This window comes from Gemmatimonas phototrophica (assembly GCF_000695095.2).
Lineage (GTDB): Bacteria > Gemmatimonadota > Gemmatimonadetes > Gemmatimonadales > Gemmatimonadaceae > Gemmatimonas > Gemmatimonas phototrophica.
Map to the genome: position 1 here is coordinate 2,138,592 of NZ_CP011454.1, position 12,046 is coordinate 2,150,637.

Below are 12,046 nucleotides of genomic sequence, written 5' to 3' on the forward strand. Positions count from 1 at the left end.
GGCGCTCAGGAACGCGGGTGGAATTGCTTGTGTACGCTACGAAGATACTCACGGTCCACGTGCGTGTAGATCTGGGTGGTGGCAATATCGGCGTGGCCGAGCATCTCCTGCACGGCACGCAGGTCCGCGCCCCCTTCCAGAAGATGCGTGGCGAACGAATGGCGGAGTGTGTGCGGTGACACGGGCTTTTCGATTGCCGCCTGATCCACGTATTTCCGCAGGATTTTCCAGGCGCCCATTCTGGTCAGGGGTTTCCCCTGCCCATTCAGAAACAGGATGCCCTTGCCGTGCCCTCGTTCCAGTACGGGACGCAGCTCGCGGACATACACGGCCACCGCACCAATCGCCGAACGCCCTATGGGAACGAGTCGCTCCTTGCTCCCCTTGCCGAACACGCGGACGAGGCCGTCTTCCAGCAGCACGTCTTTCAGCGCGAGACCAATCCACTCGGAAACCCGGAGCCCTGCCCCATAGGCCAGCTCCAGCATCGCACGATCACGAAAGGCCAGCCGTTCATCGAGCTGTGGCGCGGCCAGGAGGCGCGTCACTTCCTCGACCGACAGGACCTCCGGCAATGTCCGCCAGCGCTGCGGTGAATCCAATCGTTCGGTGGGGTCGCTGTGAACCAACCCTTCTGCCAGCAGAATGCGGAACCACGTCCTTAGCGCGGAGATATTGCGCCGGATGGAGCTGCCCGCCAACCCGAGATCCTTGAGGTGATAGACAAACTCCCGCAAGATCGCCGGTGTAATGGCGGCCGCGCTCGCAATGCCGTGCTCCCGAAGGAACGCGGCACAGCGCAGGACGTCTCGACGGTACGCGTCAATCGTTCGCGGTGAGGCCCCGTCTTCCAAAGCGAGGGCATCTTCGAACGCCTGGAGATGGAAGCCACGTCGCAGCGTCCGCTCCTCTTCACTCATGGGCATCGGGGACATAGTCATGAACGGCGATGCCCGCGCTGCCGACGCCAAAACACAAACGCGACCGCTACGACCACGATGCCGAGGGCAACCAGGCCAAGGGTGCGTTGCTGCCGGGTAATGGCGGCCAGCAACTGGTCGGCGCTGGCGCCCGCCCGGAAGGCCAGCAGGCACACGACTCCGTACCAGACACCCGACGCCAGGGACATCGCAATCGCGGATCGTCCGGCGCCAATGCCAAGCGCGCCCGCCATTGGCGGCACGAGCGCCCGCACCCCGGGGAGAAAGCGGCTGATCACGACCGCTACCATCCCCTGCCTCTGGAACTGCCGGGAGAATTCACCGGCCGCCTGCTCAGTGACAATTGAGGGGAAACGGCGGATGAGCCACGGCAAACCAAAGCGATGCCCAAGGGCGTACATGAGCATCGCGCCACCAACGTTTCCCACCATGGTGGCAGCCCACACGCCGAGCATGGTACCGTTGCCGCGTGCGGCCACAAATGCGCCGAGCGCAATCACGGTATCGGCAGGCAACGGTGGGAAAACGTTCTCGGCGAACGCTGCCACCAAAATGGCGCCGTATAGCAGCGGGTCTGGCAAGCCGGCGAGCCACGCGAGCAGATCGTTCATGACTCACGCATGGATTGAAGTTGCGTCGCAGCGCCGGTCAGGCGCCGTGAATGGTCGCCGTGCACATCACGGCGAGCCCTTCCTCCCGACCGATCCATCCCATGCCTTCGTTCGTCTTGCCCTTCACAAACACCTGATCGTGCGGAATGCGAAGCGCGTCACACAGCACGGCGCGCATGGCCTCACGATGCGGACCGATCTTCGGATGCTGGGTAATGACGGTCACGTCGACGTTGTGCACGCGATAACCGGCGTCCCACAAACGCTCCACCGCCGCCTTCAGCATCACGATCGAATCCTTGCCCTTGTTGGCCGAGTCCGTATCCGGAAACATCTGGCCGATGTCGCCGAACGCCGCCGCACCGAGAATCGCATCGGTGATGGCATGGCAGATGGCATCCCCATCGGAGTGACCGGCACAGTGTACATCCCCGGCAATGTCAATGCCGCCGAGGCGCATGGGCCCACCCTCACCGAAACGATGCGAGTCGTATCCGATGCCCACCCGCGTGTTCACCAACGTCGATGGCGGGATGTCCGTCACGCCGCCACCGTGGCGTGCGCGTCGGACGCTGCGGTGACACCGCTCGAGATGAGCGAATAGTCCTGACGCCGCCGCGCGGGAGTAAACCCGGCGTCGGTGATGAGCCGGTCGAGCTCATGGACAGTGGTGCGGTGTGTGGTGTTGGCCGCCGACACCACGTTCTCCTCGATCATGAGTGAGCCGAAGTCGTTGCAGCCATAGCGCAGGGCCATCTGCCCCACCTTCATGCCCATCGTCACCCAACTGGATTGCAGGTTGGGCACGTTGTCGAGCACAATGCGAGAGATGGCTACCGTACGCAGGTACGTGGTTGCGTCCGTCTTGGGCATGTGAGACATGGTGGGCGTATTTTCCGGCTGCAGCGGCCAGGTGATGAACGCCGTGAAGCCGTTGGTGCGCGCCTGCAGGTCCCGCACCCGCTGCAGATGCTCGATACGCTCCGCCAGCGTTTCGCCAATGCCGTACATCATGGTGACGGACGTTTTCATCCCCTCGTTGTGCGCGAGCTCCATGATTTCCAACCAGCGATCAGCACCTGCCTTCTTGGGCGCTGCAATGTCGCGGACGCGCTGCACCAGAATTTCCCCACCGCCGCCAGGGATGGAATCGAGGCCGGCGGCCTTGAGCTCACGAATGACATCGCGCGCATCCATCCGGAAGCGCGTGGAGAAGAAATCCACTTCGCTGGGCGAGAAGCCGTGAATGTGAATGGGATGATTCGTCTTGATGTAGCGCAGCAGATCGAGGTACCACTCAAACGGGATGTAGGGATTATGCCCACCCTGAATGAGAATCTGGACGCCGCCGAGGGCCTTCGTCTCCTCGATCTTCTCGCCGATCTGCTCGTACGACAGCGTGTACCCTTCCCCGTGTTTGGGGCGGCGATAGAACGCACAAAAGCCGCAGTCCGCCACACATACATTCGTGTAGTTGATATTGCGGTCAACGATGTACGTCACCACACCGTGCGGGTGCTTCTGCTCCCGGATGCGGTCGGCCTCGAGGCCGAGTTCCAGCAACGGAGCGTTGGTGTAGAAATCGAGGATGTCACGCATGACGGATATGCTGGCTCACGGAAAGTCGGTCACGCGGCGGGCAGGAAGGCCAGCGAGCCATCAGGCACGCGGCCGGCCAGAACAAGCCGCCGGAAGAACTCCGTCAGACCCGCGAGATGCGGGTACGACAGTCGATAATCAAGCCCCGCGAAATACTCGCGGCACGCCTCCACCGAAACACCGCTGGCGAGTGCCGCTTGCGCGGAAATTTGCGGCAGATGCTGCAAGCCCCAATCGCGCGAAGCGATCAGTGAGGCGTGCGCGGACAGCGACGCATGGACCGGCGTCCGCCGTTGTGCAACCCACACGGCAAAGACAAAGGGCAAGCCGGTCCACGCCTTCCAGGCCGCTCCCAGGTCTTCCCGGTACGGATACCGCTCCGCCCACATACCACCGCGGCTGGCCGCATCAAACAACTTCAGCGCCGCATCACCGATCACCAGTCGGGCATCATGCGGCTCGTCGTCAAACCGGGCGATATCGCCCATCTCCGCATCACCCGGAACAAACTCCGGACGACACTTCCAGACATGCTCGAACAGCAGTTCGAGCAGATGTACGGAGGTCATGCTGCTCTTGCTCACCACGACGCGACGGCCACCGAGGTCGCGTGCATCCCGCTTGCTGAAAAGCATGACACTGCGCACTGGGCCATCGCTGGTGATCCCCAATTCGGGGAGCAGCAAAAACTGGTGCGCATCCCGCGCATACTCCACCGCGGAGACCACACTGACGTCAATTTCACCGGCAGCCATCAGGCGATTCAGCTGGGTCGGTACACCGTCCACCAATTCGCCTGCCAGCGGCACGATGCCACGTTCAATGGCACTGTAGACCGGGAAACAGTTGATGTACCGAATGCGACCAACTCGCAACGGTGAATGCCCGGTCTCGTCCATGTCAGCTCCCAAGCGGCACGAGTTCATCGGCCGGCGCGGTGATCCCCTCGCCGGTGTCGTCGGGCATGAACTCCCGAATGACCTGATAGAACGAATTGCGTTCCGCGGGGGCTTTCCCGGCCCCGCGGATGAGTTGCAGCAATTGTGGCAGCGTCATCCCCTGCGGGGTGCTGGCACCCACGGCATGATAGATCTTCTCCCGCACCACAGTGCCTTCAATGTCATTCACCCCGAAATGCAGGGCGATTTGCGACAAGGCTGGCGTCACCATGATCCAGTGTGTCTTGATGTGCTCGAAGTTGTCGAGAAACAACCGGCCCACCGCCAGATTGCGCAGATCATCGAAACCGGTGGTGCTGGTACCGGTGCGCCCCAGCGTCTTGCCGAGTTCGTTATCGTCGGGGTGATATGCCAACGGGATGAAGGCCAGGAATCCGCCTGTCTCGTCCTGCAAATCACGCAACATGCTGAGGTGCTGCATCCGATCGTCAATTGTTTCCACATGCCCATAGAGCATGGTGCAGTTGGACCGGATGCCGAGCTGGTGCGCGGTGCGGTGAACGTCGATGTAGTCCATGCCGCCCAACTTCTTGTCGGCAATCTGTTCACGCACGGCGGCGCTGAATGTCTCCGCTCCGCCGCCCGGCAGGGTATCCAGCCCGGCCTCACGGAGCGAGAGCAGTACCTCCTCACGTGTCATCTTTTCGATGCGCGCGAGATGGGCGATTTCCACGGCCGTCAACGCCTTGATGTGCACCTGCGGATGCCGTGCCTTGAGGGCGCGGAACATCGTGCGGTAGTACTCAAGCCCCGCCTGCATATCGAGGCCGCCCACAATGTGAAACTCGCGCGTGATGGTCCCGTCGGCGCGGTCGGACTCGGCCAGCACCTGTTCCAGCGTGTAGCGGTATGCCCCCTCTTCTTTGGGCAAGCGCGCATACCCGCAGAAGACGCAGGTCTTCCGCAGGACGCAGATATTGGTGGGATTGATATGCTGGTTGGCGGCGAACGTCACCCGGTCACCGTGGCGCGCACGGTTGGCCGCATCGGCCATGGCCCCGACTCCCAGAATGTCTGGCGAGGTGTACAACAGGGCACCGTCGGCAACGGTCAAACGCTCTCCCCGGATCAGCTTTTCACCGATGGGGCGCAGCGACGGATCGCGCAGTTTCTCGAGGTCAAACGGGACAGCAAGCGGCATCAGGGCGTACCAAGGCTCCGGCGCGGCGTCACACCGCGCATCACCTCAATGAACGCCCCGATGGCCTTACCCGTGCCAGCGTCGGAGCGCGATCGAGACGTTGTGACCACCAAACCCGGAGCTATTGGAGATCGCGACGTTCACCTGGCGCGCCTTGGGCACGTTGGGGGTGACATCGAGGTCGCACTCCGGATCGGGGGTGCTGTAATTGATCGTGGGTGGAATCATACTGTCCCGCATAGCCAACGCGCACGCAATGAATTCCACGCTCCCCGCCGCGCCCAGCATATGCCCGGTGGCGGACTTGGTGGAACTCACCGACAACTGGTACGCGTGCTCACCGAACACCGCCTTGATCGCCTTGATCTCGTTGGGATCGTTGAGCGGCGTGGATGTGCCGTGCGCGTTGATGTAATCGACATCGGACGGCGCCAATTTGCCATCGGCCAGCGCCTTACGCATGGCCCGCTGCAGCCCTTCGTGCGCGTCCGGCTGCCCGGTCAGGTGATAAGCGTCACCGGTGGCGCCGTAGCCGATCACCTCGCCATAGATCCGGGCCCCGCGCCGCAGGGCGTGCTCGAGTTCTTCGAGCACCACCACCCCTGCCCCTTCGCCGAGCACAAACCCGTCCCGCGTGGCATCGAACGGACGAGAGGCCGTCGCCGGCGAATCGTTCCGCTCCGACAGGGCGGTCATGTTGCCGAAGCCGCCAATCGCCATGGGCAACACGGCTGCTTCTGTCCCGCCAACCAACATGACATCGGCGTCGCCGTACGAAATGGTGCGGAACCCTTCACCGATCGCGTGCGCACTGGTGGCACACGCCGACATGGTGGCATAGTTCGGGCCCTTCGCGTTGAAGCGCATGGACACGATGCCCGCCGCGATGTCGGCGATGTACATCGGGATGAAGAACGGCGAGATCCGCCGGTTCCCCGACTTTATCAGCGTGGAGTGCTGGTCTTCCATGGTGGCCAGCCCACCGATCCCACTGCCAATAATGACGCCGGTCTCCTCGGGAACGTACCCTCCGTTCTCGAAGCCCGCGTCATGCATGGCCTGCACGGCAGCGCCCATCGCATACTGGGTGAACAGATCGGCGCGCTTGGCTTCCTTGCGGTCCATGTACAGGCCCACATCGAAACCCTTCACCTCGCATGCAAACTTCACCTTGAAGTCTGATGCGTCGAACTTGGTGATCAGCGCGCCCCCGGACACACCCCCCAGCAGCGACTGCCAGGTCGTCGACACGTCGTTCCCGACGGCCGTGATCGCCCCAAGACCCGTGACGACGACCCGACGACGCATCAGCCCGTGACCTTCGCCTCGAGGTACGCGATGGCGTCACCTACGGTGCGCAGCTTCTCGGCATCCTCGTCGGGAATATCGATGTTGAATTCCTTCTCGAATTCCATGACCAGTTCGACGATGTCGAGCGAGTCGGCGCCGAGGTCTTCGATGAAGCTCGCTTCGGGGGTGAGCTTCTCGCGCTCAACGCCGAGTTCCTTCTCGATGATGTCCTTGATTTTCGACGCGTTATCCGACATGGGAACGGTTCCTCTGAAGTTGTTAAAGTGAGAATGCGGAACTTAGCCACAGCAAGGCGTCACAGGGAGGGTCTGCGGGGACAAAACCCGCGGAAGTGACCTCCCAGGCGCCGGTTTACATCACCAGGCCGCCGTCCACGACAAAGACCTGCCCAGTTACATAACTGGTCAGGTTGGATGCGAGCACGACCACCATGCCCGCGATATCATCCGGTGTCCCCAAACGCTCCAGGGGGATCCCGGCACTCATGGACGCTCGCGCCTCCGGGGGCATGGCGGCCGTCATATCGGTTTCGATGAAGCCGGGCGCCACGACATTGGCCAGAATGTTCCGCGAGGCCAGTTCCTTGGCGATCGATTTCGTCATCCCGATCAACCCCGCCTTGCTGGCGGCATAATTCGCCTGCCCCTTGTTGCCAATCAGTCCCACCACGCTGGCCACGTTGATGATCCGCCCCCAGCGCCGCTTCATCATCCCACGACTGGCGGCTCGGCAGGTGGCGAAGGCACCGCGCAGATTGGCGTTGATGACGGCATCCCAATCGTCGTCCTTGAGACGCATCATGAGATTGTCCCGGGTCAGGCCGGCGTTGTTGACCAGAATGTCCAATTGGCCAAAATCCTTTTCCACCGCCTCCACCAGGGCCGTGGCCTGCGCAACCTCGGACACATCGGTGGCGTACCCCTTTACCTCGGCTCCGGTCGCGGCCGCAATCTCTGCTGCCGCCGCCTCCGCCTTCGCCTGATCACGGCCAGTCACAGCGACCCGCGCCCCGGCTTTGGCCAGCGCCGTGGCGATGGCTCGCCCGATCCCGCGTGTTGATCCCGTTACCAGGGCCACGCGCCCATTGAGTTCGATCTGCATGCCAGCCGCCATAAAGCGTTGTCCGGTCAGGAGTTCTGAGAGGCCGATTCGAGAAACTTCTCGATGTCCGCCACAGTGCTCACCGTCATGGTGCGCACTGCGGGAGCAATCCGCCGTGCCAATCCGGTCAACACCGCACCACTACCAATCTCCACGAACGTGGCATCCGGATGGCGTTCCGCCAAGGTGCGCATGACGCGCGTCCACTGCACGGGGGCGGTGAGCTGCTGGAGCAGCAGATCACGGGCCTGTTCGGCACTGGCGATGGGTTCGGCGTTCACATTCGCCACAACCGGGACCACCGGGTCGCGCCACGTTTCCGCGCTGAACGCCTCGGCAAGTCCCGCCACGGCGGGGGCCATTAAGGGCGAATGGAATGCGCCACTGACCGGCAAGGGCAAGCACCGCTTGGCGCCGGCCTCCTTCGCCAACTCCATGGCGCGCTCCACGCCGGCAACCTCGCCGGAAATGACCACCTGCTCTTCACTGTTGTAGTTGGCCGGCACCACCAGACCACGCTCGCGACTCGCCTGCGCGCACAAGCCGTCGATGGAGGCCGTCAGTACGCCCAGGATGGCCGCCATGGCTCCCGGACGCTGCACACCTTGCTCGTACATGAGCGTGCCACGCCGGCGCACGATACGGGCGGCGGCGGCAAGATCGAGGGTGCCGGTGACATGGTACGCCGAAAACTCACCCAAAGAGTGCCCGGCGGCGGCCGCCATGCGACCATCCATGGCGCTCCCGATCACCGCCCAAACGGCGGCACTGTGGGCGAGCAACGCCGGCTGCGCGTTCAGAGTACGCGTCAGCTCGTCGGCTGGCCCTTCAAAGGCCAGGGTCGAGAGCGCGGCGCCAACGGCATCATCGACGGCATGAAAGGCATCCCTAGCCGCGGGAAAGGCCTCATAGAGGTCCTTGCCCATGCCAACTTTCTGTGAACCCTGACCGGGGAGCAGGAACACGTATTGCATGGCCATCGCGTTGCTGAAAGGCGGAGGTACGGGAACTGATATAAGCTGGAGGTTACGATCGTGCCGGCCTCAGAACCGGGCGACGATCGACCCCCAGGTAAAGCCGGCGCCAAAGGCGGCAAAGAGCACAGTGCTGCCCTCTTTGATGCGTCCCTGTTCCATGGCGTCGTTCAACGCGATCGGAATGGATGCCGCAGAGGTATTGCCAAACCGGTCCACGTTCACGAACACCTTCTCCATCGGGATGCCGGCGTGCTTTGCCGTTGCTTCGATGATCCGGATATTCGCCTGGTGCGGAATGAGCAGATCCACATCGGCCGCCGTGAGGCGGGCGCTGTCCAGCGCGCGATCGGTAGCCTCGGCCATGGAGCGCACGGCGTGCTTGAACACTTCGCGCCCCGCCATGTGAATGAACTGCCGCTTCCCTACTTCTGGCGAGTACGGCTCGGCACCGCCACCGGCGGGACGCCAGAGCAGTTCCGCGAGGGCTCCGTCGGAACGCATGAAGGTGGACATGATGCCCTTGTCCTTCTTGTCTCCGCGAGCCCGCCGCAACACCGTGGCGCCGGCACCATCGGCGAACAGAATGCAGGTGTTGCGATCGGTCCAGTCAACAATGGCACTGAGCTTTTCAGCGCCAATGACAAGCACGGTGTCAGCCGAACCGCTGGCGATCAGGGAGTCACCGACAATGGCGCCATACAGCCAGCCCGAGCAGGCGGACGCTACGTCGAAGGCAGCGGCGCGCGACGCGCCCAACGCGGTTTGTACTTCAACCGCCTGCGATGGCAACAGGTGATCGGGCGAAGCGGTGCCGCAGACAATTACATCGATTTCGCCGGCGGTGACGCCGGCTTTGGCCATGGCCTGCTGCGATGCCTTGGCGCACAGTGAGGTGAGCGACTCTCCCGGCTCCGCGATATGGCGCTGCCGGATACCGGTGCGCTCAATAATCCACTCGTCGTTGGTTTCGATCCCCATGGCGGCGAGGTCGTTGTTCGTAACGACCTTGGCCGGCACTGCGTGACCAGTGCCGGCGATATACGAGAACGGACGCTTCATGTCGTGATTCCGGAGCCAGTGGTCGCGGGCATCGACTCAGCCAGTCGCCGCCCGATCTGTTCGGTCATCCCCGATTCGTGGGCGCGCAGCGCCACATGGATGGCATTCTTGATCGCCTTGGGGGAACTCTTGCCATGTGAGATGATGGAGACTCCGCGGACGCCCAGCAGCGGCGCGCCGCCGTATTCGTCCACATCAAGTTCCTTCAGCGAACCCGCCACTTCCCGCGCGTCGAGTCCGGCGACTTTGGACACCATGCCGATCAGCATGGGGCCAATGCTTTCGTAGAACTTGAGGAGGATGTTGCCGGTAAACCCATCGCAGACCACCACGTCAATCGGACCGCGGTCGCAGACGCCCTTGGGCAGGTCGCGCCCCTCGACATTGCCGAGAAAGTTGATTCCGGCATGGAGCAGACGCTGGTGGGCTTCCTTCACGGCGAGATTGCCTTTTTCCGGCTCTTCGCCAATGGACAGTAGGCCCACCGCGGGATTGCTCCGGTCGAGCAGTGCCTGCGCGTAGACGGTCCCGATACGGGCGAACTGCACCAGTTCTTCCGGGGCACAGTCGACATTGGCCCCCACATCGAGCACCAGAATGGGCTGCCGAGCGGTAGGGAAAATGGTCCCGATGGCCGGGCGCGTGAGCCCGGTGTGCAGTTTGAGCAACACCAAAGACGCGGCCATCTGCGCGCCGGTATTGCCGGCGGAGACGAACGCGTGTGCCTGGCCTTCGGCGACCCGCTTGATGCCGATGACCATTGAGCTATTGGGTTTTCGACGCAGGGCAGCCGACGGCTTGTCGGTCATGTCCACTACTTCGGGCGCTTCGACGATGGTCAGTCGGTCCCGAACATGAGCGACCGAGGCAAACTCCTCACGGAGTAATCCGTCGAGTTCGGCCTCGATGACGGCCGTTTGGCCGACGAGCTCAATGTGGTGGTCGGGCCCCAGCGCGCTGAGCGCATGGAGGGCGCCCGCGATGGGGGCCCGGGGGGCAAAGTCTCCCCCCATGGCATCCACAGCGATGCGCGCCAAGCTTACGCTTCCTGCGCCGTTACCCGCTGCTCACCCGCATAGTACCCACAGTCCGCGCAAACGCGGTGCGGGCGCTTGGCCGTGCCACACTGCGGGCACGACTGAATCACGATGGCGGGCGCGGTCTTGTGCGTGTTGCGGGCGCGCTTCCGCCGCTTGGATGTACGGCGCTTCGGTACGGCCATGGGATGCTGACCTGACTTTTTGAGACGTAAGAACCGACAAGGGGCTCAGCGCAGATTGCGCAAAGCGTCCCATCGGGGATCAGAGGGTGGAGGACAGGTGCAATCCCCCGTGTTGCGATCGGCACCGCAGGACGGACAGAGTCCCTGGCACTCCTCCCGACACAGCGCAAACGCCGGAACGGCCAACAGCCATTCCTCGCGCAACGCCGGGCGAAGATCGAGTTCCCGTTCGCCTGCAGGGATCAGCACGACATCGTCCTCTTCAGCGACGTCGAGATTCGACTCCGCAAAGAGCAACTGCACATCATCCGACACCTGCGTGGTGACGTCGGTCAGGCACCGCCTGCACGTCGTCTCCGCCATACCTTCAAACCGGCCGCTGAAGTAAAAGCGACCTTGCCCGGCACTGGAGAGGCGGCCAGTCACGTGCACCCCGGGATCAACCGGACGTGAATCACCCTCCCCCCATACGGAATCCGCCCCGTCCAGCAGACTATCGACGCTCTCGGCGCGGGATTCCAACGTGCGGATGTCAAAGCACAGCATAGCCGTGTAACGTAGAGCGCCAGCCCCCGTCACACAAGGGCTGGCGCCGCTTTTTTTCACCCGCACGGCGGCGCCAAGTGACGCCGCCGTGCGGAGTTAGCCAACGGGCCGGGAGAACCGCCCCGCCCGGATCGCCTTACGCAATCACGTCGGCTTCGGCAAAGAAGAACCGCGCCTCACGGGCGGCGTTTTCGTCGGAGTCGGAGGCATGAATGGCGTTCTTCCCCTTCGACTCAGCGTACAGCTTGCGGACGGTGCCTTCGGCGGCCTCAGCCGGGTCGGTCGCGCCAATGGCCGTACGGAGCGAGGCCACCGCGTCGTCCTTCTCAAGGATCAGCGGCATGCAGGGGCCACTGGTCATGAATTCCACCAGTTCGCCGTAGAACGGGCGGGCGGCGTGGACTTCGTAGAACGCGCCGGCCTGGGCCGTCGTCATGTGCATGACGCGGGCCGCCTTTACCGCAAAGCCCTGCTTTTCGAGGAGGGCGACGATGTTGCCCGCGTTGCCCGCGCCAAAGGCGTCAGGCTTGATGATGGTAAGGGTGCGACGACCGGCCATGGTCTGGTGTTGGGCAGAGG

General features: G+C 63.2%; 15 protein-coding genes. All 15 read right to left on the bottom strand.

The genetic code is table 11. The features are described 5' to 3' along the window. Positions 1-5: 5 nt before the first annotated feature. The 15 genes from xerD to ndk all read right to left on the bottom strand — a co-directional run bounded on the left by xerD (position 6) and on the right by ndk (position 12,026). Positions 6-941 (bottom strand): site-specific tyrosine recombinase XerD, encoded by a 936-nt coding sequence (xerD, locus tag GEMMAAP_RS08955; RefSeq protein ID WP_053334539.1) that lies wholly within the window; start codon positions 939-941, stop codon positions 6-8. Beyond that, complete coding sequence (locus tag GEMMAAP_RS08960; protein WP_053334538.1) at positions 938-1,552, bottom strand: DedA family protein; 615 nt, start codon at positions 1,550-1,552, stop codon at positions 938-940. The genes xerD and GEMMAAP_RS08960 overlap by 4 nt, the downstream gene beginning before the upstream one ends. Positions 1,553-1,589: 37 nt before the next feature. After that, on the bottom strand, positions 1,590-2,096 hold the full coding sequence (gene ispF / locus GEMMAAP_RS08965) for a 2-C-methyl-D-erythritol 2,4-cyclodiphosphate synthase (protein ID WP_238588207.1): 507 nt from the start codon (positions 2,094-2,096) through the stop codon (positions 1,590-1,592). Then, positions 2,093-3,151, bottom strand: a complete 1,059-nt coding sequence (gene mqnC, locus GEMMAAP_RS08970) for a cyclic dehypoxanthinyl futalosine synthase (protein WP_026850822.1) — start codon at positions 3,149-3,151, stop codon at positions 2,093-2,095. Before mqnC ends, ispF begins: the two co-directional genes overlap by 4 nt. A 29-nt stretch (positions 3,152-3,180) precedes the next feature. Further along, positions 3,181-4,050: a menaquinone biosynthesis protein gene (locus GEMMAAP_RS08975; protein ID WP_026850821.1), complete on the bottom strand. Its 870-nt coding sequence runs from the start codon at positions 4,048-4,050 to the stop codon at positions 3,181-3,183. Between the two features lies 1 nt (position 4,051). Next, entirely contained in the window at positions 4,052-5,251 is a 1,200-nt protein-coding gene (locus GEMMAAP_RS08980; protein ID WP_075071468.1) for a CofH family radical SAM protein, read from the bottom strand. 66 nt (positions 5,252-5,317) lie between these two features. Continuing rightward, on the bottom strand, positions 5,318-6,559 hold the full coding sequence (gene fabF / locus GEMMAAP_RS08985) for a beta-ketoacyl-ACP synthase II (protein WP_238588208.1): 1,242 nt from the start codon (positions 6,557-6,559) through the stop codon (positions 5,318-5,320). Beyond that, positions 6,559-6,798: an acyl carrier protein gene (locus tag GEMMAAP_RS08990; protein WP_026850819.1), complete on the bottom strand. Its 240-nt coding sequence runs from the start codon at positions 6,796-6,798 to the stop codon at positions 6,559-6,561. Before GEMMAAP_RS08990 ends, fabF begins: the two co-directional genes overlap by 1 nt. Positions 6,799-6,913: 115 nt before the next feature. After that, the gene (fabG, locus tag GEMMAAP_RS08995; RefSeq protein WP_238588209.1) at positions 6,914-7,675 is read right to left on the bottom strand and encodes a 3-oxoacyl-[acyl-carrier-protein] reductase; all 762 of its coding nucleotides are present in this window, start codon (positions 7,673-7,675) and stop codon (positions 6,914-6,916) included. 14 nt (positions 7,676-7,689) lie between these two features. Beyond that, positions 7,690-8,643 carry an ACP S-malonyltransferase gene (gene fabD / locus GEMMAAP_RS09000; RefSeq protein WP_053334537.1) on the bottom strand — a complete coding sequence of 318 codons (954 nt, stop codon included), beginning with the start codon at positions 8,641-8,643 and terminating at the stop codon, positions 7,690-7,692. A 63-nt stretch (positions 8,644-8,706) separates the two neighbouring features. Continuing rightward, positions 8,707-9,699, bottom strand: coding sequence for a beta-ketoacyl-ACP synthase III (locus tag GEMMAAP_RS09005; RefSeq protein WP_026850816.1), 993 nt, complete (start codon positions 9,697-9,699; stop codon positions 8,707-8,709). After that, positions 9,696-10,736: a phosphate acyltransferase PlsX gene (gene plsX, locus GEMMAAP_RS09010; RefSeq protein WP_026850815.1), complete on the bottom strand. Its 1,041-nt coding sequence runs from the start codon at positions 10,734-10,736 to the stop codon at positions 9,696-9,698. The genes GEMMAAP_RS09005 and plsX overlap by 4 nt, the downstream gene beginning before the upstream one ends. Positions 10,737-10,738: 2 nt before the next feature. Further along, positions 10,739-10,921 (bottom strand): 50S ribosomal protein L32, encoded by a 183-nt coding sequence (gene rpmF / locus GEMMAAP_RS09015; protein ID WP_026850814.1) that lies wholly within the window; start codon positions 10,919-10,921, stop codon positions 10,739-10,741. A gap of 45 nt (positions 10,922-10,966) precedes the next feature. After that, on the bottom strand, positions 10,967-11,467 hold the full coding sequence (locus tag GEMMAAP_RS09020) for a YceD family protein (protein ID WP_053334535.1): 501 nt from the start codon (positions 11,465-11,467) through the stop codon (positions 10,967-10,969). A gap of 136 nt (positions 11,468-11,603) precedes the next feature. Next, complete coding sequence (ndk, locus tag GEMMAAP_RS09025) at positions 11,604-12,026, bottom strand: nucleoside-diphosphate kinase (protein WP_026850813.1); 423 nt, start codon at positions 12,024-12,026, stop codon at positions 11,604-11,606. Positions 12,027-12,046 lie beyond the last annotated feature (20 nt).

What these genes read in the sequence shown, in the direction of transcription:
- xerD (WP_053334539.1), bottom strand. Translation starts at nt 941, where the DNA reads ATGACTATGTCCCCGATGCCCATGAGTGAAGAGGAGCGGACGCTGCGA.
- GEMMAAP_RS08960 (WP_053334538.1), bottom strand. Translation starts at nt 1,552, where the DNA reads ATGAACGATCTGCTCGCGTGGCTCGCCGGCTTGCCAGACCCGCTGCTA.
- mqnC (WP_026850822.1), bottom strand. Translation starts at nt 3,151, where the DNA reads ATGCGTGACATCCTCGATTTCTACACCAACGCTCCGTTGCTGGAACTC.
- GEMMAAP_RS08975 (WP_026850821.1), bottom strand. Translation starts at nt 4,050, where the DNA reads ATGGACGAGACCGGGCATTCACCGTTGCGAGTTGGTCGCATTCGGTAC.
- GEMMAAP_RS08980 (WP_075071468.1), bottom strand. Translation starts at nt 5,251, where the DNA reads ATGCCGCTTGCTGTCCCGTTTGACCTCGAGAAACTGCGCGATCCGTCG.
- fabF (WP_238588208.1), bottom strand. Translation starts at nt 6,559, where the DNA reads ATGCGTCGTCGGGTCGTCGTCACGGGTCTTGGGGCGATCACGGCCGTC.
- GEMMAAP_RS08990 (WP_026850819.1), bottom strand. Translation starts at nt 6,798, where the DNA reads ATGTCGGATAACGCGTCGAAAATCAAGGACATCATCGAGAAGGAACTC.
- fabG (WP_238588209.1), bottom strand. Translation starts at nt 7,675, where the DNA reads ATGGCGGCTGGCATGCAGATCGAACTCAATGGGCGCGTGGCCCTGGTA.
- fabD (WP_053334537.1), bottom strand. Translation starts at nt 8,643, where the DNA reads ATGGCCATGCAATACGTGTTCCTGCTCCCCGGTCAGGGTTCACAGAAA.
- GEMMAAP_RS09005 (WP_026850816.1), bottom strand. Translation starts at nt 9,699, where the DNA reads ATGAAGCGTCCGTTCTCGTATATCGCCGGCACTGGTCACGCAGTGCCG.
- rpmF (WP_026850814.1), bottom strand. Translation starts at nt 10,921, where the DNA reads ATGGCCGTACCGAAGCGCCGTACATCCAAGCGGCGGAAGCGCGCCCGC.
- GEMMAAP_RS09020 (WP_053334535.1), bottom strand. Translation starts at nt 11,467, where the DNA reads ATGCTGTGCTTTGACATCCGCACGTTGGAATCCCGCGCCGAGAGCGTC.
- ndk (WP_026850813.1), bottom strand. Translation starts at nt 12,026, where the DNA reads ATGGCCGGTCGTCGCACCCTTACCATCATCAAGCCTGACGCCTTTGGC.